Origin of the sequence: Rhizobacter terrae, from assembly GCF_003852895.1 — a bacterium.
GTDB lineage: Bacteria > Pseudomonadota > Gammaproteobacteria > Burkholderiales > Burkholderiaceae_C > Albitalea > Albitalea terrae.
On record NZ_QUSW01000009.1, the window covers coordinates 1 to 24,048 of the forward strand.

Sequence of the window (24,048 nt, forward strand, 5' to 3'; positions counted from 1 at the left end):
GCCGCCACGACCACTTCTTCGAGCTCGGCGGCCACTCCCTGCTCGCCGTCACCGTCATCGAACGCATGCGCGAACAAGGCCTCGACGCCGACGTCGCCGCCTTGTTCACCACCCCAACGCTCATGGCCTTTGCCGCCGCCACCGAAGAGATGGAGATCGTGTTGTGACCCTGTCCGAATTGCTGGCCGAGATCCGCGGCAGGAACCTGTCGCTCGCGGTGAAGGAGGGCGAACTGGTCGTCCAGGGCAAGAAGCAGGCGCTGAAGGACCCTGCCGTCGTGGCGCTGCTGCGCGAGAACAAGGCGCGGCTGATCGAGGCCCTGCAATCGGGCGAGACCGTCGAAGCGCGCGCTGCCGCGATCGAGGTGCCTCCCAACGGCATTCCGCACGGATGCACCGCGATCACGCCGTCGATGCTGCCGCTGGCCGAGCTGACGCAAGAGGAGATCGACTTCATCGTGTCGGGCGTGCCCGGCGGCGCGGCCAACGTGCAGGACATCTACCAGCTGGCACCCCTGCAGGAGGGCATTCTCTTTCACCACATGATGGTGCAGGAGGGCGACCCCTACCTGCAGCACCTGCTGCTCGCCTTCGCCGACCGCAGCCTGCTGCAGCGCTACATCGAGGCGCTGCAGGCGGCCGTCGAGCGCCACGACATCCTGCGCACCTCGGTCGAGTGGGAGGGCGTGTCGCGACCCGTGCAGGTGGTGTGGCGCCAGGCCACGCTGCGGGTGGACGAGGTGCACGACCTCGCCGCCGATGCCGCGGCCGAACTGCGCGAGCGCTACGACCCGCGCCATCACCGCATCGACCTGACCGAGGCACCGCTGCTGCGGCTCGTGATCGCGCATGACGCGCCCAATAACCGGTGGCTGGCGCTGCAGCTCTTCCATCACCTCGTGGCCGACCACACCACGCTGGACGGGCTGCAAAAGGAAGTGCAGGCCCATCTGCTCGGACTGAGCGACCGGCTGGCCGCCCCCATGCCATTTCGCAACTACGTGGCCCAGGCGCGGCTGGGTGTGCCGGTGGAGGAACACGAAGCCTTCTTCCGCAAGATGCTCGGCGACGTGGACGAGCCGACCGCACCCTTCGGCATGCTCGATGTGCAAGGCGACGGCACGCAGATCGAAGAGGCGCGCCGAGTGGTCGAGCCGGGGCTGGCGGCCCGCATGCGCGAGCGCGCCCGCACGCTGGGCGTGAGCACCGCAGCGCTGTGCCACGTGGCCTGGGCGATGGTCCTGGCGCGGGTTTCCGCACGCGAGGACGTCGTCTTCGGCACGGTGCTGTTCGGCCGCATGCAAGGCGGCGCCGCCGCCGACCGCGTGCTGGGCATGTTCATCAACACCTTGCCGATCCGCATCACCGTGGGCGGGCAGGGCGCGCAGGCCGGCGTGGCCCAGGCGCAGGCACTGCTGGCGCGGCTGCTGCGGCATGAACATGCGCCGCTGGCCATCGCGCAGCGCTGCAGCGCCATCGGCGGCGGTCGCCCCTTGTTCAGCGCCTTCTTGAACTACCGCCATTCCGCCCAGGCCGTCGATGCGTCGCCCGAGGCCGCGACCGCATGGTCCGGCGTGCAGGTGCTGGGTGGCGAAGAGCGGACGAACTACCCGTTCAGCCTGGATGTCGACGATTTCGGCGAGGCCTTCGCGCTCACGGCGCAGGTCCGCCCGCCCATCGACCCTGACCGCGTCTGCGCCTGCATGCACACGGCGCTCGCGCGACTGGTCGATGCGCTGGAACACGCGCCGCAGACCCCGCTGTCGGACATCGACGTGATGCCCGACGAGGAACGCCGGCTGCTTGCGCAATGGAACCAGACCGATGATCCGCAGGCCGACGACCCCTGCCTGCACGAACTCGTCGAAACGCAGGCGCGGCGCCAGCCCGGGGCCGTGGCGCTGCTGCACGGCCTCCACACCCTGGCCTACGGCGAATTGAACGGGCGGGCCAACCAGCTCGCCCGCCACCTCCGAAGCCAGGGTGTGGGACCCGACGTGTGCGTGGGCGTGTGCATGCAACGGGGTATGGACACCGTGATGGCATTGCTGGCCGTGCTCAAGGCCGGTGGTGCCTACGTGCCGCTCGACCCGGACTACCCGTCGCAGCGCCTCGAACTCATGATCCGGGACTGCGAAGCCGCCGTGGTGCTCGTCAACAGCGACTCGCATGCCGCGCTTCTTGCCGTGCAGGAAGCCCTGGGACAGGGACTGCGGATCGTCGACGTGCAAGCCGATGCCGCCGAGTGGGCCGGGCTGCCCGCCGACGACCTCGGACGAGACGGCCTCACACCGGAACACCTCGCCTATGTGATCTACACCTCCGGCTCCACCGGCGAGCCCAAGGGCGTGATGGTGCCGCATCGCTCGGTGTGCAACCAGATCCGCTCGTTGCAGCAGCGCCTCGGCCTGGTGCCGCAGGACCGCCTGCTGCAGTTCTACCGGCTGGCCTTCGACGTGAGCGTCGAGGAGATCTTCTGCAGCCTGTGCAGCGGTGCCAGCCTGGTGCTGCGCACGCCCGAATGGCTGGCCGACGCTGCGACGTTCTGGAGCCTGTGCGCGAGCCATGGCGTGACCCTGCTGGACCTTCCGACGCTGTTCTGGGAGCACCTGGTGCAAGACAGCCAGGCGGCCATTCCGGCGACGCTGCGCCGCGTGGTCATCGGCGGCGATGCCGTCAGCAGTGCCGCACTCAAGGCCTGGTTCACCCGCGCCGGCCACAGGCCTGCGCTGGCCAATGCCTACGGTCCCACCGAAACGACGATCAACGCCACGCTGCACGAACCCGCGGGCTGGGACCTGGCCTCGCTGTCCATCGGCCGGCCGCTGGCCAACATGCGCGTCCACCTGCTCGATGCACGCCGCCGGCCGGTGCCCATCGGGGCGGTGGGCGAGATTCACATCGCCGGCCCGGGCGTGGCCCGCGGCTACCTCAACCGGCCGGAACTGACGGCCGAGCGATTCATCGTCGTGCCGGGCCTGGAGGATTCACCCGTGCGCCTGTACCGCACCGGCGACCTCGGGCGGCATCTGCCCGACGGCAGCATCCAGTTCCTGGGCCGCAACGACTTCCAGGTCAAGGTGCGGGGCTTTCGCGTGGAGCTGGAGGAAATCGAGGCCTGCCTCGCACGGCACCCCGCGGTGTGGGAGGCGGTGGTGGTCGCGTTCGGCGAGCGGGCGGGCGACAAGCGGCTGGTGGCGTACTACACGCCGTCTCCTGCGGCGGCAGGCGAGGTGTCGGCCGACGAGCTTCGCACCCACCTGCTGGACAGCCTGCCCGAGTACATGGTGCCGTCCTTGTACGTGATGATGGGTGAGTTCCCGCACACGGCCAACGGCAAGCTCGACCGTGCCGCACTGCCGCATCCGGACCTGGCCACGCTGGCCGGGGGCGACGATGAAGCGCCGGCCACGCCGGTGGAAGCCGCCATCGCGAAGGTCTGGGCCGCGGCGCTCAAGCTGGAGCGCGTGGGCCGCGACGGCCACTTCTTCGAACTGGGCGGGCATTCGCTGCTGGCCATCAGCGTGGTCGAACGCCTGCGGCGCGAAGGCCTGCGCACCGATGTTCGCACGCTGTTCGCCAAGCCGACCGTGCGTTCGCTGGCGGCGGCCATCGCCGGCAGCCAGGCGAACGAGGCACCGCGCGTGCCGCCCAACCGCATCGCCGCGGGATGCAAGCACATCACGCCCGACATGCTGCCGCTGGTCGCGCTGGACGAAGCCGCCATCCAGCGCATCGTCGACGCAGTGCCGGGCGGCGCGCGCAACATCCAGGACATCTACCCGCTGGCACCGCTGCAGGAGGGGATGCTCTTCCATCACCTGATGTCCGAAACCGGCGACGTGTACCTCACGCCGATGCTGTTTGGTTTCGACACCCGCGCGCGCGCCGACGAGTTCCTGCGCGCCCTGCAGGCGGTGGTCGACCGGCACGACATCTTCCGCAGCGCGGTGATGTGGGAAGGGCTGCCCGAACCCGTGCAGGTGGTGTGGCGCCAGGCGCCGCTGGTGGTGCAGGAGGCGACAGTCGATGCGGCCGCGGGTGATGCCGGCGAACAGCTTCGCGAGCGCTTCGACACGCGGCGCCATCGGCTGGACATCCGGACCGCGCCGCTCATGCACGTCGTCCTGGCGCATGACGCGGCCCAGGCACGCTGGGTGGCGCTGCTGCGCTTTCATCACCTGGCCGGCGACCACACCACGATGGAGGTGCTGCGCGAGGAGATGCAGGCCTTCCTGGCGGGGCGCGAAGCAGATCTTGCGGCGTCCATTCCATTTCGCGAGTTCGTCGCGCAAGCCCGCCTGGGCGTAGCGCGCGAGGAACACGAGGCCTTCTTCCGCGGCATGCTCGGTGACGTGAGCGAGCCCAGCGCGCCCTTCGGCCTGCTGGACACGCGCGGCGACGGCTCGGACATCGTGCAGGCACAGGTCACGGTCGAACGCTCGCTCGCAATCCGGCTGCGCGAGTGCGCGCGATCGCTGGGCATCGGCACGGCGAGCCTTGCCCACCTTGCCTTTGCACGCGTGCTCGGCAGCCTCTGCGGACGCAGCGATGTGGTCTTCGGCACCTTGCTGTTCGGCCGCATGCATGGCGCCGAGGGGGCGGATCGCGTCCCGGGCCTGTTCATCAACACCTTGCCGATCCGGCTCGACCTGGGTCGAGAGACTGCGAAGCGCGCCGCGTTGCGCACTCACGAGCTGCTGACGCAATTGATGCGCCACGAACACGCTCCGCTGTCGCTGGCCCAGCGCTGCAGCGCGGTGCAGTCGCCCACCCCCTTGTTCGGTGCGCTGCTGAACTACCGCCACAGCGCCTTCGCTGCGCAGCCGCTCGACGAGCCGGCTCGCGAGGCTTGGGAGGGCGTGAGTTTTCTCGGCGGGGAGGAGCGGACGAACTTTCCGCTCACGCTGGCGATGGATGACTGGGGTGACGCGGGTTTCGGACTGACGGCGCAGGTGCAGGCGTCCATCGATCCGATGCGCGTGTGCGGCTACATGCACGAGGTGCTGGCGCAACTGGCCGAAGCGCTGCAGGGCGCACCCGACACGCCGGTGGGCAAGCTCAACGTGCTGCCGGCGACCGAATGCCACCTGTTGCTGGAGGATTGGAACGCGACCGGGCTGCCTTTGCCTGGGCCGGAGGGACCCTGCATCCACGAGCTGTTCGAGGCGCATGCGGCCCAGGCCCCATCGGCCATCGCGGTGCTGCACGGTGACGACCGGCTCAGCTATGCCGAACTGAACGAGCAGGCCAACCGCCTGGCGCACCACCTGATCGGCCTGGGCATCCGGCCCGAGGACCGCGTCGCGGTCTGCCTCGTGCGTGGCTTCGAGATGGTGGTGGCCGTGCTGGCCGTGCTCAAGGCCGGTGGTGCCTACGTGCCGCTGGACCCTGCGTATCCAGCCGAACGCCTGCAGCACATGCTGCAAGACAGCGCCCCGTCCGCCTTGCTGGTGAGCGGCGGGCTGCCGCATGGCCTGCAACCGCCGCCGGCCACGGTGCTGGACCTGCACGCCGATGCGCCGCGGTGGCGTGACGAGCCGGCGCACAACCCCGACAGGGCGGCGCTCGGCCTGGGACCAGCCCACCTGGCCTACGTGATCTACACCTCCGGCTCCACCGGCGCCGCCAAGGGGGTGATGGTGGAGCACGGCACGCTGGTGGCGTCGCAGGCGGCGCGCCTGCAGGTGTACGGCCGCTACGAGCGCTTCCTGCTGTTGTCGTCTCTGGCCTTCGACAGTTCGGTGGCCGGGCTGTTCGGCACGCTGGCCTCGGGCGGCACGTTGTGCCTGCCGCGCCAGCAGGACGCACTCTCGCTGCCGGCGCTGCGCGCGGCGGTTCGCGGCTGGGGTGTCACCGGCCTGCTGTGCGTCCCGTCGTTGCTGCAGGTGCTGCTCGCGGAGGCACGGGGCGATGAACTGGACAGCCTGGACACGGTGATCGTGGCGGGCGAGGCCTGCCCGCCGTCGCTCGTGGCCCAGGCCGCCCGGGTGATCCCGCGGGCGGTGCTCTACAATGAATACGGTCCGACCGAGAACACGGTGTGGGCCACCGTCGCGCGCTGCACGGCGTCGGCCGATGCGACGCTGGTGCCCATCGGTCGCCCGATCGCCAACACGCGCGTCTATGTGCTGGATGTGCGCGGCCAACCCGTGCCGCTGGGCGTGGCGGGCGAGTTGCACATCGGCGGCGCGCTGGTCGCGCGTGGTTACCTGAACCGGCCCGAACTCACCGCCGAGCGCTTCGTGGCGGATCCGTTCTCGGACCGGCCGCAGGCCCGCATGTACAAGACCGGCGACCTGGTGCGCTACCTGCCTGACGGCCATCTCGAGTTCCTCGGCCGCAACGACCACCAGGTGAAGATCCGCGGCGTGCGCATCGAACTGGGCGAGATCGAGGCTCAGCTCGCACGGCATCCGCAGGTGGGCGAAGCGGCGGTGATCGCGCGCGAAGACATTGCGGGCGACAAGCGCCTGGTGGCCTATGTCACGCCACGTGCGGGAGCCGGACACGCGCCGGGTCCCGACACCTTGCGCGCGCACCTGCTGGCCGCGCTGCCTGATGTGATGGTGCCGACGGCCTATGTCGTGCTCGAGCGCCTGCCCGTCAACGTCAATGGCAAGCTCGACCGCAAGGCCTTGCCTGCGCCCGACAGCACGGCCCGGGCTGCGCCTGCGGCCCACGTGCCCGCACGCAGCGAGGCCGAGCATCTCGTCGCCGGCATCTGGAAAGACATCCTTCATGCGGCCGACGTGGGGATGGACGACAACTTCTTCGACCTCGGCGGCCACTCGCTCCTGATGGTCCAGCTGCACAGCCGGCTGTCGGAAGCCTTCGGCCACCAGTTCCCGCTGATCGACCTGTTCAAGCACACCACGGTCGCGGCGCAGGCCGCCCAACTGTCGCCTCAACAGGCCATCGAAACCGCGCATCCTGTGCGAATGCTGCCGCGCCGCGCCGAGACCACCGACATCGCCGTGATCGGCATGGCGGGCCGCTTCCCCGGAGCGCGAAACGTCGACGAGTTCTGGCAGAACCTGAGACGCGGCCTCGAAAGTGTCGAGCGCCTGACCGACGACATGCTGCGCGCGCACGGTGTTCCTGAAGAACAACTGGCCGACCCGCACTACGTCAAGTCCGAGGTCACATCGATCGATGACATCGATTGTTTCGATGCCCGCTTCTTCCGGTTCAACCCCCGCGATGCGCAGGTGATGGACCCGCAGCAGCGGCTGTTCCTCGAAGCCGCCTGGCACGCGCTGGAGCATGCGGGCTGCGACCCGCAGCGCTTCGGCGGACGCATCGGCGTCTATGCCGGGCAGGACAACAGCCAGTACCTGGCCGAGAACCTGCTGGGCAATCCGCGCGTGGCCGAGATCTCCAGCGCCTACCAGGTGAGCATCGGCAACCAGGCCGCCTCGCTCGCTTCGCAGGTGGCCTACCGGCTGAACCTCCGGGGCCCGGCCATGTCGGTGCAGACGGCGTGCTCCACGTCGGCGGTCGCCGTGCACCTGGCCTGCCAGGCCATCGCGAACGGCGAGTGCGAGATGGCACTCGCCGGCGGCGTGTCGCTCACCCTGGGCCATGGCGGCTACACCTACACGCCCGACGGCATCCTCTCGCCGGACGGGCACTGCCGGCCCTTCGACGCGAAGGCCCAGGGCACCACGCCGGGCAGCGGCCTGGGGCTGGTCGTCCTCAAGCCGCTGGTGGAGGCACTGCGCGACGGCGACACGGTGCACGCGGTCATCAAGGGCTCGGCCGTCAACAACGACGGATCGCAGAAGGTCGGCTTCACGGCACCGAGCGAGGACGGCCAGGTCGAGGTGATCCAGCAGGCGCTGGCACGGGCCGGGGTCGATCCTTCGACCATCGGCTACGTCGAGGCGCACGGCACCGGCACGGTGCTGGGCGACCCGATCGAGGCGGCGGCGCTGGCCAGGGTCTTCGGCCCGTCGATGCGCGACGGCGCGCGCTGCGCCATCGGCTCGGTGAAGAGCAACATCGGCCACCTCGACAGCGCCGCGGGCATCGCCGGCATCATCAAGACGGTGCTGGCGCTCGAACATCGGCAACTGCCGCCGAGCCTGAACTTCAAGGAGCCGAATCCGCACATCGACTGGGCCCGGGGACCCTTGCAGGTCAACGCGCAGCTGAACGACTGGACAGTGCCGGCGGACCAGCCGCGCCGTGCCGGGGTGAGCTCCTTCGGCATCGGCGGCACCAACGTCCATCTCGTGCTGGAAGAGGCGCCGCCTGCTGCGCCCACCGAGGCGGCGCGCGGCGAGCATTTGCTCATCGTCTCTGCGCAGACCGCGCAGGCCCTGGATGAAGGGGCATCGCGGCTCGCAGCGCACCTGCAGGCGCATCCTGATGTCAACCTGGCGGATATCGCCTTCACTTTGCAGCTCGGACGGCAGGCGTTGCCGCATCGGCGAGCAGTCGTCGCGCGTGATGTCCACGATGCGGTTCGGGTGCTCGGGCAGCGCACCACCGTGCGCGCCGAAGCCCTTGCACCGGCACGGCCGCCCACGCTCGTCTTCATGTTCACCGGCCAGGGCGCGCAGCACGTGAACATGGGCCGGGGCCTGTACGACACCGAACCCGTGTTCCGCCAGGCGCTGGAGCGCTGCGCCGAGCTGCTCGCGCCGCACCTCGGAACGAACCTGCTGGACTTGCTCTACCCCGCACAGGCGGACGAGGCACAGGCCCGCGAGCGTCTCAACGAGACCGCGTTCACCCAGCCCGCGCTGTTCGCCGTCGAGTACGCCATGGCGCAGTTGTGGGCCTCGTGGGGCGTGAAACCACAGGCCATGATCGGCCACAGCATCGGCGAATACGTCGCGGCTCACCTGGCGGGTGTTTTCACGCTGGAAGACGCGCTGGCACTCGTTGCGCGGCGCGGCGCGCTGATGCAGGCACAGCCGCGCGGCGCGATGCTCAGCGTGCCCCTGCCGGCTGCCGAACTGGTGCCTCTGCTGGATGGCATGCTCGCCCTGGCGGCCGTGAACGCACCGCGCCTTTGCGTGGTGTCGGGCACGTGCGAGGCCATCGACGCGCTGGCGGCACGCCTGCGTGGACGAGGCATCGAGTGCACGCGGCTGCACACCTCGCACGCCTTCCACTCGTCCATGATGGAGCCGGTGCTGAAGGACTTTGCCGAGTGCGTGGCCGGGGTGCCGCGGCACGCGCCCCGGCTGCCTTTCGTCTCCAACCTCACCGGTACCTGGATCACCGCCGACGAGGCCTGCGACCCGGCCTACTGGGCACGGCATCTGCGTGAAGGCGTGCGCTTCTCCGACGGCATCGCGCTGCTGCTCGCGCAAGACAAGCCGCTGCTGCTGGAGGTCGGCCCCGGCCGCACCCTGGCCACGCTGGCGCGGCAGCACCAGGCGCCTGTGGTGCTGGGTTCCATGCTGGCCGCGCATCAGCGCAGCTACGAAGGCGATCGGGAGAGCGACCACGCCCATGTGCTCGCCAGCCTCGGGCAGCTTTGGACAGCCGGCGTGGACGTCGACTGGCGAGGCCTGCATGCGAGCGCGCGGCGGCGCGTGCCGCTGCCGGGCTATGCCTTCGCGAAGGAGCGCCACTGGATCGATCCGCCATCGCGCGATGCCTTGCCCGACGCGGTGCCCCGCAAGCGGTCGGATCCCGCGGACTGGCTCTACGAACCATCATGGACCCGCAGCACGCTGCCGGTTTCTGCGCCTGCCCACGCACGGACGAACGCAGCGTGGCTTCTCTTCCTGGACGAAGGCGGCCTGGCATTGCGCGTGGCGCAGCTGCTGCAGGCGCGCGGCACGCGTGTCATCACGGTGCGCGCCGGCCACGCCATGCGCCTCGTCGGCGTCGACGCATTCACCATCGATCCGATGCAGCCCGCGGACTATCGGGCCTTGCTGCGCCAGCTGACGGCAGACCGCGCGATGCCGTCGACCGTCATCCACGCCTGGAACGTCGGCGGCCGGCTGGCGGGCGCCAGCGCGATGGAAGAGCTGCAGCGTGCCGAGTCCATGGGCTTTGACAGCCTCGTGCTGTTGGCGCAGGCACTGGAAGACCATCGCGGGGCCGGTGAGGCGGTGCGCATCCATGCCGTGTGCGACCAGCTCCATGCCGTGCTGGGTGACGAGGCCGTGCAGCCGGCGAAGGCCTTGCTGCTGGGCCCGTCGCAGGTCATCGGCTGCGAGTACCCGAACATCCGTTGCACGACCGTCGACGTGGTGGCGCCGCTGCCGGGCAGCGACGCCGAATCCGTGCTGGCCGAGCAGTTGATCGCCCAGGCCGAAGCATCGGACGACGCCCCGGTGGTGGCCTACCGCGGACGGCATCGCTGGGTGCGCACGCTGCAAGCCTTGCGTGCCGATGATGCGCCGGTTCGCTCGCATCGGCTGCGCGAGCAGGGCGTCTACCTCGTGACCGGCGGGCTCGGCGGCGTCGGGCTGTCGCTGGCCGAGCACCTGCTGCGCCGGTTCCGCGCGCGCGTGGTGCTGGTGGGACGCACCCCGTTGCCGTCGCGCGAACGCTGGGAGCCGCTGTCGGCGCACGACGGCGCCACGAGCGAGCGCATCGAGAAGCTGCTCGCCCTCGAGGCGCTCGGCGGCGAGCTGGCGGTCGAATGCGCCGACGTCACCGACATCGGCCAGATGCGTGCCGTGATCGAGCGCACGCACGAGCGCTTCGGTGCACTGCATGGGGTGATCCATGCGGCCGGTGTGGCCGGCGGCGAACTGATCCAGCAGAAGACCCCGCGCAGCGGTGGCGCGGTGCTCGATCCCAAGGTCAAGGGCACGCTGGTGCTGGATGAATTGCTGCACGGCGCTGCGTTGGACTTCCTCGTCCTGTGCTCGTCCCTCGCGTCGCTCGACGGGTTCGCGGGAGAGACCGACTACGGCGCGGCCAATGCTTTTCTCGATGCCTTCGCGCAGCGCAATGCGCAGCGCGGCGGGCCGTTCACCGTGTCCATCCACTGGGACACCTGGCAGTCGGTCGGCATGGCCGCGGCGGCGTCGCAGCGCATCGCATCGCCCTTGCATCGGGCCGCCAGCCTGGCGCACGGCCTGCTGCCGGCGGAAGGCGGCGAGACCTTCGAGCGCATCCTGGCACTCGGCCTGCCTGAGGTGGCGGTGTGCACGCGCGACGTCGAGCGCCTGCTCGCGCTGCGCCGCGCGGCACAGGCCACGCCGGCGCAGTCGCTCCCTGCGACGCACGAGCCGGGCGGCGATGAATTGCCTGACGACCACGTGCCGCCCAGCAACCACATCGAAGAGTCGATCGCGGCCATGTGGCGCGCCTTGCTCGGCGTCGAGCGCGTGGGCATCCACGACGACTTCTTCGAGCTTGGCGGGCACTCGCTGCTGGCCACGCAGCTGGCGTCGCGCATCCGGCAGCAGTTCTCGGTGCAGCTGCCTCTGCGCCAGTTGATCGACGCACCGACGGTCGCTGCGACCGCGCAGGTCGTCGCGCACGAAATGCTCGCGGGCGTGGCCGCCGACGACATGGACAGCGTGCAGGCCTTGCTGGCGGAAGTGCAGCGCATGTCGGCCGACGAACTCGCCCTCCAGCGGGGCATGACACCGGTGAACGGAGAGAGTGAGCAATGAGCCAGCTGTTCGAGCAGTTTTCCAGCCTTTCCGCGCAGCAGCGGGCCTTGTTTCTCGAGAAGCTCAAGTCCAGGGGTCATGCCCTGGCTGGGACTGCCACGCAGGTGCAGGAGCCGCCGCTCGTGGCCGTGCCTCGCGGCGGCGCGTTGCCTTTGTCCTTCGCGCAGCGGCGCATGTGGTTTCTCGCGCAGATCGGTGGCCTGGGCACGGCCTATCACATCCACAGCGGCCTGGCCCTTCGCGGAACGCTGGACAAGCCGGCCCTGCGGCGGGCCCTCGATGCGTGTGTCGCGCGGCATGAATCGCTGCGCACGACCTTCGCGCTGGAGGGCGACGAACCGATGCAGCGCATCGGTCCGCCGCAGAGCCGCTTCGCCCTGACCGAGCATGACCTTCGCGGGCAGGCAGATCCGCAGGCCGCGGCAAGGCAGCTGTCGCAGGAAGAATCGGCGCAGACCTTCGACCTGCAGGATGGACCGCTGATCCGCGGGCGGCTGATCCAGCTGGCCGACACGGAGCATGTGCTGCTCGTCACCATGCACCACATCGTGTCCGACGGCTGGTCCATGGGGCTGCTGACCCGCGAGCTGAGCACCTTGTACGCCGCATTCAGTGCCGGTGGACGCGACCCGCTGCCGCCGCTTGCGATCCAGTATGCCGACTACGCCGTGTGGCAGCGGCAATGGCTGCAGGACCAGGTCCTGCAGGCCCAGGAGTCGTATTGGCGCGAGGTGCTGTCCGATGCGCCAGCCTTGCTGGCGCTACCCACCGACAGGCCGCGACCGGCAGAGCAGGACACCCACGGCGACAGCGTGGGCATCGAGCTCGACGCCGACCTGGTCGGCGCGATCCGCAGGCTCAGCCAGCGGCACGGCACGACCATGTTCATGACCTTGCTCACAGGCTGGGCGGCGGTGCTCGCGCGCCTGTCCGGCCAGACAGACCTCGTCATCGGTACACCGGTGGCCAACCGCACGCGCACGGCGGTGGAGCCCCTGATCGGCCTGTTCGTCAACACCCTGGCCCTGCGGCTGGACCTGTCGGGCAACCCGACGGTGGGCGAGCTGCTGCGGCGCGTGAAGGCGCGCTCGCTCGACGCGCAGCATCACCAGGACCTGCCGTTCGAGCAGGTGGTGGAAATCGCCAGGCCGCCTCGCAGCCTCGCGCACAGCCCGTTGTTCCAGGTGATGTTCTCGTGGGAGAACGCCGGCAGCGGTGGTGAACTTGGGTTGCCCGGCCTCGCAGTGACGCCGGTCGCATCGGGACAGCCCGCGTCCTTGTTCGACCTGTCGCTCAACCTCACCGAAGCCGGCGGACGCATCGTCGGCGAGGTGGAGTTCGCCAGCGCGCTGTTCGACCGGACGACGGTCGAACGCTTCCTGGCCTGCCTGCGCCGCGTGCTCGTGGGCATGACGAGCGGCGACGAACAGCACATCGAGCAGTTGCCGATGCTCGACCCGGCGGAGCGGCGGCTGCAGCTCGTCGAATGGAACCAGACACAGGCTCCGTTTCCCAGCGAGTCCTGCATCCACGAGCTCTTCGAGGAGGAAGCACGGCGCCACCCCGAAGCGATCGCGCTCGAACACGAAGGCCGCACGCTCAGCTACGGCGAGCTCAACGCACGCGCCAACCGGCTGGCGCATCGCCTGCGCAGGCTCGACGTCGCGCCCGAGGCGACGGTGGCCGTGTGCATGGAGCGCGGCTTCGCATGGGTGACCGCGCTGCTCGCCATCTGGAAAGCCGGCGGGGCCTACGTGCCGCTGGACCCGAGCGATCCGCCGTCGCGCATCGCGCATGTGCTGGCCGACAGCGCGCCGCTGGTGGCGCTGTCGCATGGCGAACAGGCCGTGCGGCTGCGCGAGATGCTGGGTGCGAATGTGCCGGTGATCGACATGGAGGCCGACGCACCGTCATGGCAGGGCGACCGTGACGACAACCTGCCGGTGCGCGACCGCAGCCGCGGCCCCACGCAGCTGGCCTACGTGATCTACACCTCGGGCTCCACCGGCGCTCCCAAGGGCGTGATGGTCGAGCACCGCAGCGTGTGCAACTACATCAGTGCCTTGCGCCAGCGCTGCGCCTTCGACGCGGCCGACCGCGTGCTGCAGTTCGCCACACCGAGCTTCGATGCGTCCATCGAAGAAGTGCTGGCCAGCCTGCTCAGCGGCGCCACGCTGGTGCTGCGCACGGACGCGTGGCTCACCGGCGCGAGGGCCTTCTGGGCCCTGTGCGAGGACGCACGCATCAGCGTGGTCGACGTGCCCACGCGGTTCTGGCAGCAGCTCACCGACAACCCCGCGGTGCAGGTTGCCGGGTCGGTGCGGGCCATCATCATCGCCGGCGAGGCTGCCGATGCCCACGCCATCGATGCGTGGCTGAAGCGCACAGGACATCGGCCGCGGCTCTTCAACGCGTATGGTCCGACCGAGACCACGATGATCGTGACGGTCAACGAGGTCGCCGACGGCATCGGTGCCCACAGCATCGGCCGGCCGCTGGCCAACACCAGCATCTACATCCTGGACACGCACGGCGAGCCGGTGCCGCTGGGGGTGGCTGGCGAGCTGGTGGTGGGTGGTGTGCAGGTCGCACGCGGCTACAGGAACCGCCCGGAGCTCACGGCCGAACGCATGGTCGCGGACCCGTTCAGCCCGGTGCGCGAGGCCCGCATGTACCGCACCGGTGACCTGGCCCGCTACCTGCCGGATGGCAGCATCGAATTCCTCGGTCGAAACGACGAGCAGTTGAAGATCCGGGGCTTTCGCATCGAACCCGGTGAAGTGGAGGCCCGGCTGCTGCAGCACCCGCAGGTGCGTGAGGCGCTGGTGCTCGCGCGCACCGATGCCCATGGCGACAAGCGCCTCGTGGCCTATTGCGCGACCTTCACTGCCGTGGACGAACGGCCCACGCCGCAGTCGCTGCGCGAGCACCTGCTCGCCGGGCTGCCCGACTACATGGTGCCCAGCGCCTATGTGCTGCTCGACAACCTGCCGCTGGGTACCAGCGGCAAGGTCGATCGCCGCGCATTGCCCGCACCCGATGCCGATGCCTTCGGCGTGCGCAGCGACGAGCCGCCGTGCGGCGAGATCGAGACCTTGCTGGCCGGCATCTGGTGCCAGTTGCTCAAGCGCGATCGTGTCGGCCGCCACGACGACTTCTTCAGCCTGGGCGGCCATTCGCTGCTGGCGGTCACGCTCATCGAGCGCATGCGCCAGGCGGGGTTGCAGGCCGACGTGCGCTCGCTGTTTCTCACGCCCACCATCGCCGCGCTGGCGGCTGCCGTCGGCGGTGAAAGCGGCGAGGTCGAGGTGCCGGCGAACCGCATCCCCGCGGACTGCCGCCACATCACGCCGGACATGCTGACGCTGGTGTCGCTGAGCGAGCCGGACATCGCGCGCATCGTGCGGCGCATTCCCGGCGGTGCCGCCAACGTGCAAGACATCTACCCGCTCGCCCCCTTGCAGGAGGGCATTCTTTTCCACTACCTGATGGGGCAGGAGGGCGATCCATACCTGCAGGATTGCATGCTTGGCTTCGACAGCCGCGATCGGCTGGACACCTACCTCGAGGCCGTGCGCTCGGTGATCGACCGCCATGACGTGCTGCGCACCGTGGTGCTGTGGCAGGGGCTGCCGGAGCCGGTGCAGGTGGTGCGCCGCCAGGCGCCGCTGCCCATCGAGGAGATCGATCTGGATCCGGCCGACGGCGACGTTGCCGGCCAGTTGCGTGCGCGCTTCGACCCGCGCGGCTTTCGGCTCGACATCCAGGACAGCTGGCTGCGTGCGTGCATTGCCCATGACCCGGTGAACCAGCGCTGGTTGCTGCTGCTGCTGGAACATCACCTGCTGGGCGACCACACCACGCTCGAACTGGTGCAGCAGGAGATTCAAGCCCACCTGCTCGGGCAAGAAGACATGCTGCCCCGGCCGCTGCCGTTCCGCAACTTCGTGGCGCAGGCCCGCCTGGGCGTGTCTCGGCAAGAACATGAAGCCTTCTTCCGCGAGATGCTGGCGGACGTCGATGAACCCACCACGCCCTTCGGCTTCGACGATGTGCACAGCGATGGATCCAGCCTGGCCGAGGCCAGGCTTCTCCTGGACCCGTCGCTGTCGCGGCGACTGCGGGCACGTGCACGTGCGCTGGGCATCAGCGCGGCGAGCATCTGCCACCTGGCATGGGCACAGGTGCTGGCACGGACATCGGGCCGCGACGACGTGGTGTTCAGCACCGTGCTGCTCGGACGCATGCAGTCCGGCGACGGATCGGACCGGGTGCTGGGACTGTTCATCAACACCTTGCCGGTGCGCATCCGCCTGGACGGACGCGGTGTGGAGGAGAGCGCCCGGCACACGCATCGCCTGCTCGCGCAACTGCTGCGGCACGAGCATGCACCGCTCGTGCTCGCCCAGCGCTGCAGCGGCGTGGCCGCACCGCTGCCGCTTTTCACGGCAGGACTGAACTACCGGCACGGCAGCGCGTCCGCGCCGGTGCTGGACGATGCGACGCGTGAAGCGTGGTCCGGCATGGCGTACCTTGGCGGCGAGGAACGCGGCAACTACCCGCTCACGATGACGGTCGACGACCTCGGCGAGGACTTCGGCCTCAGCGCCATCGTGCAAACGCCGATCTCCCCCGAGCAGGTGTGCCGGTACATGCAGACGGCGCTGGAGGGCCTGGTGCAGGCGCTGGAAAGCCGGCCGAAGCAGGCGGTGCGCGAGCAGGAGGTGCTGCCGGCGGAAGAGCGCGAGCGAGTCCTGGTCGGCTGGAACGAGACGAGTCGGCCGTACGAGCGCGATCGCTGCGTGCACGAGCTGATCGAAGCGCGTGCTGCGATGCAAGGGCAGGCGACGGCATTGGTGCAGGGCGAACACAGCCTGAGCTACGAGGCGCTGAACGCCCGGGCGAACCGGCTGGCGAGGGAACTCGTGCGGCTGGGGGTGAAGCCCGAGACGCGAGTGGCGGTGTGCGTGGAGCGCAGCTTCGAGATGGTCGAAGCGGTGCTGGCGGTGTGGAAGGCCGGTGGGGCGTACGTGCCGCTGGACCCGGCGTACCCGCCCGAGCGGCTGGCGTTCATGCTGCGCGACAGTGCCCCGGTGGTGGTGCTCACGCAGGGCCAGGTGAATGCCGAAGTGCGCGCACGGCTGCAGGACACGCTGGATGTGCCGATGCTGGACCTGGGCGAGGATGTGCACCGCTGGGCGAACGACAGCGAGCACGACATCGCCACGAGCCAGACCGGGGCGAGCGCGACCAGCCTGGCGTACGTGATCTACACCTCGGGTTCCACCGGGACGCCCAAGGGCGTGATGGTGGAGCACCGCTCGGTGTGCAACCTGGCGCAGGCGCAGGTGCGCGGCTTCGGGATCGAGCCCATCAGCCGGGTGCTGCAGTTCGCCAGCTTCAGCTTCGACGCATGGGTGTCCGAGCTGGTGACCACGCTGAGCGTGGGAGCCCAGCTGCACCTGGGCGAACCGGGGCAGGTGCTGGCCGGGACCACGCTGGGCGACCTGCTGCAGCGCGACGCGATCACGCACGTGACGCTGCCGCCGGTGGTGCTGGCAGCGCTGGAGGACGCGGCGCTGGACAGCGTGAGCACGCTGGTGGTGGCCGGCGAAGCGCCCAGCGCGGCGCTGGTCCAGCGCTGGGGGCACGGGCGGCGGTTGATCAACGCCTACGGTCCCACCGAATCCACGGTGTGCACGACGATGCACGAGTGCGACCCGCGGGAAGAGTGCGCCCCGCCGATCGGGCGGCCGATCGACAACGCGCGGGTGTACCTGCTGGACGAGCAAGGCCGGCCGGTGCCCGTGGGGGTGGCCGGGCACTTGCATGTGGGGGGCGAGGTGCTCGCGCGCGGGTACCTGAACCGGCCGGAGCTGAGCGAAGAGCGCTTCGTGGCCGATCCATTCGGGCAGCCCGGGCAGCGCATGTACAAGACGGGCGACCTGGCGCGCTACCGTGCCGATGGGTGCATCGAATTCCTCGGACGCAACGACTTCCAGGTGAAGATCCGCGGCATGCGGGTGGAGCTCGGCGAGATCGAGGCCTGCCTGCGCAAGCACGAGGGCGTGCGCGAGGCGGTGGTCATCGCGCGTGATAACGGCGACGGCGATGAGGGCAAACAGTTGGTCGCCTACGTCGTGCCCTCGGAGCAGGCCCATCCCGTGCGCGAGTTGCTGCGCCTGGCCGCCGCTGAACCGCAGGTCCTGGAGCGACGTGTCGACCTGCCCAACGGCTTGCCGGTCTTCCACCAGAACAAGGGCGAGACCGACTTCATCTACGAGGAAATCTTCGAGCGCCGGGGCTATCTGCAGCACGGCGTGACGCTGCACGATGGCGACTGCATCTTCGACGTCGGCGCCAACATCGGCATGTTCGCGCTCTTCGCTGCGCAGCAGTGCCGCCGTCCACGCATCTTCGCCTTCGAGCCGATACCGCCGGTGTTCGACACCTTGCGCCTGAACGCACAACTGCACGGGCTGGACGCGCGGCTGTTCGCCTGCGGCCTGTCGGACGTGTCGGCCGAGGCGGTGTTCCAGTTCTATCCGCACAACACCGCGCTGTCGAGCAGCCTCACCACCACTCAGCAGGCCCGCGAGGTGGTCCGCACGTTCATCGAGAACGAGCGGAAATCAGCGGGCGACACCGACCTCGCCAACACGCCGGAGCCCTCGGTGGACGAGTTGATCGAGGCTCGCCTGGGCACGCAGGATTTCACCTGCCAGCTTCGCACGCTGTCGGAGGTGATCCGCGAAGAAGGCGTGGAGCGCATCGACCTGCTCAAGGTCGACGTCGAGAACGGCGAGCTGCTGGTGCTGCGCGGCATCGGAGATGCCGACTGGCCGAAGATCCGCCAGCTGGTGATCGAGGTGCACGACGTGGACGGGCGCTTGCAACACGTTTGCACGCTGCTGTCGGACAAGGGCTACAAGGTTCACCATGAGCAGGACCCGATGCTGCAGAGCACGTCGCTGCACAACGTCTATGCGGTGCGAACCCCGGTACGCGTGGAGGCCGAAGCGTCGACGCTGCCGAGATCGTGGAGCACCGAAGACGGCCTCGTGCGCGACCTGAGTGACTGGGCCAGCGCTGCGCTGCCAGCACACATGGTGCCCGCCCATGTCGTCGCGCTCGATGAGCTCCCGCTGAGCCCGAACGGCAAGATCGATCGCAAGGCCTTGCCGCAGCCGCGGAAGAATGCGCTCGCGCCCACAGGGTTCGAGCCGCCGGCCGATGAGTCGGAGGCCGCGATCGCCAGTCTGTGGGGCGAGCTGCTGGGGCTCGACCGCGTGAGTCGCCACGACGACTTCTTCAAGCTGGGCGGCCACTCCCTTCTGGCGGTCAAGCTCGCATCGCGACTGCGCCGCACGATGAACGTCGAGCTGGCGGTATCCGAGATCTTCGAGCATTCCGTGCTTCTCGAACTGGCCGCGGCCATGCGCCGGGCCTCGTCTGCCGGTGGCCCGGCCATCATGCAGGCGCCGCGCGACAAGCCCCTGCCTCTGTCCTTCGGCCAGCAGCGCATGTGGTTCCTCGCGAAGCTCGAAGGCGCATCGCAGGCCTACCACATGCCCGCCGCGCTGCAGCTCGACGGGCTGCTGGACGAACAGGCGCTGCGCCATGCGCTGGACCGCATCGTGGCGCGCCACGAGGTGCTGCGCACGACCTTCGTGTCTCACGAGGGAGAACCGGTGCAGCGCATCGCGCCGGCGGACCACGGCTTCGCGCTTCAGGTGCAGGACCTGTCGCATGAAGCACAGGCCGAGACACTGCTGGAACGCCTGGCGGCCGAGGAAGCCCAGGCCGCCTTCGACCTGGAGGCCGCGCCGGCCGTGCGCGGGCGGCTGGTCAGGCTCGGCGACACGCGCCACGTCCTCCTCATCACCATGCACCACATCGTCTTCGACGGCTGGTCCATGGGCGTGTTCGTGGGCGAACTCAACGCGCTGTACCAGGCCTATGCCGCGGGGCCGCCTGACCCGCTGCCGGCATTGCCGCTGCAATACGCCGACTTTGCCGCCTGGCAGCGCCAATGGCTCAGCGGCGACGTGCTGCAGGCCCAGTCCGACTACTGGAGCCGCAAGCTGCAAGGCGCACCTGCGCTGCTCGAACTGCCAACCGACCGGCCGCGCCCACCGCACCAGGACCATGCCGGCGGCGTGGTGGGCTTCGTGCTGGATGAGTCCCTCACGGCCGGACTCAAGGCCGCCAGCGAACGCCACGGCACCACCTTGTTCATGACGCTGCTGGCGGCGTGGTCGGTGGTGCTGGGGCGCTTGTCGGGGCAGAGCGACGTCGTCATCGGCACGCCGATCGCCAACCGCACGCGCAGCGAATTCGAGCCGCTGATCGGCTACTTCGCCAACACCCTGGCCTTGCGCGTGGACCTCTCGGGCGAGCCGACTGCGGCTGAGCTGCTGCAGCAGGTGAAGCTCACCGCCATCGAGTCACAGCAGCACCAGGACCTGCCGTTCGAGCAAGTGGTCGAGCTCGTGAATGCGCCGCGCAGCCTGTCGCACAGCCCGGTCTTCCAGGCCATGCTCACCTGGCAGAACAACGACGCCCAGGATCTCGCGCTGCCTGGCCTCACCGTGACGCTGCTGGGCAGCGGACAGGCCATGGCGCAGTTCGACCTCTCGCTGAGCCTGGGCGAGGCCGGACCGTGCATCGCGGGTGGCATCGAATACGCGAGTGCCCTGTTCGACCAGGCCACCATCGAGCGCCACCTCGAGTACCTGCGCAGCGCACTGCGCCTGATCGCCGCAGACGAGCCCGTGCCGTTGTGCCGGCAAGACCTGCTGGGTCCCTGCGAGCGCCATCGGCTGGTGACGCAGTGGAACGACACCTCGCAGGCCTATCCGGAAGAGCGCTGCATCCACGAACTGTTCGAGGCGCATGCTGCTGCCTGGCCGAACGCCCCTGCGCTCGTGCATGGCTCGGCCTCGCTGACCTATGGCGAGCTGAACACTCGCGCCAATCAGCTCGCCCACCATTTGCGCGCCCTGGGGGTACGGGCCGACACCCGCGTCGGCGTGTGCCTGGAACGGGGCCTGGACATGGTGGTGGGCCTGCTCGCCATCCTCAAGGCGGGCGGGGCCTACCTGCCGCTGGACCCGGCCTACCCGGGCGACCGGCTGCTGGCGATGTGCGAGGACGCAGCTCCCGTCGTGCTGCTCACGCATGCGGCGGTCGGCGATGCGGTGGCAAGTCCGCTGCGTTCGCTGCTGATGCGGCAGGCGCCGGTGGCCGCTGTGTTGGACATGGACAGTCCTCAGCCGTGGACCGAGCAGCCCGCCAGCAACCCGAACCCGCTCATGGCAGGGCTGACGCCGCGCCACCTGGCCTACGTCATCTACACCTCGGGCTCGACAGGCCGGCCCAAGGGCGTGATGGTGGAGCACCGGGGCGTCGTCAACCACCTGTGGTCGATGCGCGAACTGGTCGACGTCGAGCATGCAGACCGCGTGCTGGCGCTCACGACACTCGCCTTCGACATTGCCGGCCTCGAACTCTTCCTGCCGCTGATCAGTGGCGCCGCCATCGTGCTGGCCGATCGCGAGGACGGACTCGATCCCTCGCGCCTGGCTGCACTGATCGAGCGGCAGGGCATCACGCTGGCCCAGGCCACGCCCACGACCTGGCGCATGCTGCTCGACTCAGGGTGGGACGGTGCCGCCGAGCTGAAGGCCTTGTGCGGCGGCGAGGCTTTGCCCGCCGACCTGGCCCAGCGCCTGGTGCAGCGCGTGGCCCGCCTGTGGAACGTCTACGGACCCACCGAGACCACCATCTGGTCGAGTGCCTGCGAAGTGACCGACTACGGTGTGGATGCCGCCGGCGTGTCCATGTCCATTGGCCGCCCCATCGCCAACACGCAGATCTACCTGCTGGATGCGCACGGACTGCCCGTGCCCACGGGGGCCGCGGGCGAACTCTTCATCGGCGGGCATGGCGTGGCCAGGGGCTACCTGAACCGGCCGGAACTCACCCATGAACGCTTCCTGCCGGACCCGTTCTCGCCCGGCGGGCAGGAGCGCATGTACAAGACCGGCGACCTGGCACGCTACCTGTCCGATGGCCGCATCGAGTTCATCGGCCGCAACGACTTCCAGGTGAAGATCCGCGGCTTCCGCATTGAGCTGGGTGAAATCGAAAGCCGCCTGGCGCAGCACCCCGCGGTCCGCCAGGCCGTGGTGGCAATGCGCGAAGACAAAGCCGGCGATCGCCGCCTCGTGGCCTACTACACGACGCACGATGACGCTGCCGGCACGACACCGGCGGCGTTGCGCGAGCACCTGGGCAGCAGCCTGCCGGAGTACATGGTGCCGGCCGCCTTCGTGCGGCTGCTGTCGCTGCCGCTCACGCCCAACGGCAAGCTCGACCGCCAGGCGCTGCCGGCACCCGAGGAGGGGGCCGAAGCCGCACGCCTGCACGAAGCGCCCGTGGGCGAGATCGAAACCACCATCGAGCAGGTCTGGAAAGATGTGCTCAACCTGCGCCGCGTGAGCCGCCACGACGACTTCTTCGAACTGGGCGGCCATTCGCTGCTGGCGGTGAAGGCAGTGGACATGCTCAAGCGTGCGGGGCTGAGCGTCACGGTCGTGGACCTGTTTCGCCACCCGAGCATCACGGCGCTGGCGGGCCATCTCGTCCAGACGGCGGAGCCCCCGGAGCCGGAACTGATCGCCGTGCGCGCGAGCGGCACGCAACGGCCGCTCTTCCTCGTGCACGAGTACCACGGCGTGGACGCGTATTTCGCCGCGCTGGGCGAGCACATCGATGCGGATGTGCCGATCTACGGCCTGCCGGGCGCACCGCTGGACGGCCACCAGCCGACCACGGTGGAGAGCATGGCGACGCGGCTGGTGAAGATCATCCGCCAGGCGCAGCCGGCCGGGCCGTACCGCGTGGCGGGCTGGTCGTTCGGCGGCGTGATCGCCTACGAGATCGCGACCCAGCTCATCGGGCAGGACGAGACCGTGGAGTTCCTCGGCCTGCTCGACACCCACTGCCCGCTCCCGGCCGTGGGCGCCGAGCCGGTGCGCCACGAGCCGCGCACGCCGCAGCGAGACCTGCTCGCCCTGTGCGAAGACGACCGGAAGTCCACGCTGAGCGCGGTGCAGCGCATGCTCAAGTCGGCGCTCAAGCGCCGCGCGATCGCGCGCCTGGCGGAGACCGCCGACCAGATGGACTTCGAGGAGCTGTTCACCCGCTGCGCGCACAAGGAGGTGCTGCCGGACTACCTGGTCGGACGCACGCCTCGCCAGGCCATGCGCTACGTGGCGCGCCTCATGGCCCACACCCATGCGCAGCAGTGCTACGAGGTGCAGCCCATCTCCATGCCTGTCCATCTTTTCGTGGCACAGGAAGAGACCGGGCGCGACCCGCTGCTGCAGTGGGGCTCGGTGCTGTCGAAGGAGGGCGTTCGCATCGTGGCGGTGCCCGGCCACCACGAATCGATGATGGGCCCGCACATCAAGGCCCTGGGCCGCAGCGTGTCCGATGCCCTGGGGCAAGCGACGGCGAAGGCTGCGTCCACCGAGGAAGCGGCGTACTGGCCTGAAGTAGCCATCCAGACCGGCCGGCGCGGCACCGCGCCCGTGTTTTGCGTGCCCGGCGCCGGTGACAACACGATCGGCTTCACGTCGCTGGCCACTGCGCTCGATCCGGAGCTGCCGTTCCATGGCCTGCAGCCGCGCGGACTCGACGGCTGCCTGGTGCCGCACACCACCGTGGAGTCCGCCGCGGGTGCCTACCTGCGCGCCGTCCACAAGGCCAGCCCTCGCGAGCCGGTGCACCTCATCGGTCACTCGTTCGGCGGATGGATCGTCTTCGAGATGGCGCGGCGCCTGCATGCAGCGGGCCTGCCGGTGGCATCACTGACCATCATCGACGGCGAGGCGCCCGAGACCCATGGCGGCCTGCTCGGCGCCGAGTACAGCGCCATCGACGTGATGATGGAGATGGTCGGCATCCTCGAACTGGCGGCGGAGCGTCCGCTGGGCATCGAGCGGCAGGCGCTGGAAACGCTGGCCGCGGGGCAGCGGCTGCAGGTGCTGCATGCCGCAGTCGTTCGCGCCGGGCTGATGCCGGCGCGCTCGCAGCCCGCCGTGCTGCAAGGGCCGCTTCGCACCTTCGGCACCGCCCTGCGCACCAACTACCGCCCGGCGTCGGTCTACGAAGGGCCGGTTCGCCTGGTGTTCGTGAGCGACACGCGGATGGACGCCGAGGCCAACCGGCGCACGCAGCAGGAGAGCTTCGCGCTGTGGAAGCGCTGGGCGCCCAACGCGCAGAGCTGGATCGGCCCGGGCAACCACATGACTGTCCTCAAGAAGCCGCATGTGCATGAGCTGGCGCACTGGTGGAAGTCGGGCCTCGATTCCCAGCGCTGGTCCGTGCCCGCTTCGCGGCCGACTGTTTCTGAAACCTCTCTGTGAGCATCCACGACCGAG

General features: G+C 69.5%; 3 protein-coding genes. All 3 read left to right on the top strand.

Going from position 1 to position 24,048, the window contains the following annotated elements:
* Window positions 1-65: 65 nt before the first annotated feature.
* Genes DZC73_RS30780 through DZC73_RS25140 form a run of 3 tightly spaced genes read left to right on the top strand, consistent with a single transcriptional unit; the run spans window position 66 to window position 24,033 of the window.
* Window positions 66-167, top strand: coding sequence for a hypothetical protein (locus tag DZC73_RS30780; protein WP_456238447.1), 102 nt, complete (start codon window positions 66-68; stop codon window positions 165-167).
* Window positions 164-11,599, top strand: a complete 11,436-nt coding sequence (locus DZC73_RS25135; protein WP_124543134.1) for a non-ribosomal peptide synthetase/type I polyketide synthase — start codon at window positions 164-166, stop codon at window positions 11,597-11,599. Before DZC73_RS30780 ends, DZC73_RS25135 begins: the two co-directional genes overlap by 4 nt.
* The gene (locus tag DZC73_RS25140; protein WP_124543135.1) at window positions 11,596-24,033 is read left to right on the top strand and encodes a non-ribosomal peptide synthetase; all 12,438 of its coding nucleotides are present in this window, start codon (window positions 11,596-11,598) and stop codon (window positions 24,031-24,033) included. Before DZC73_RS25135 ends, DZC73_RS25140 begins: the two co-directional genes overlap by 4 nt.
* Window positions 24,034-24,048: the final 15 nt, after the last annotated feature.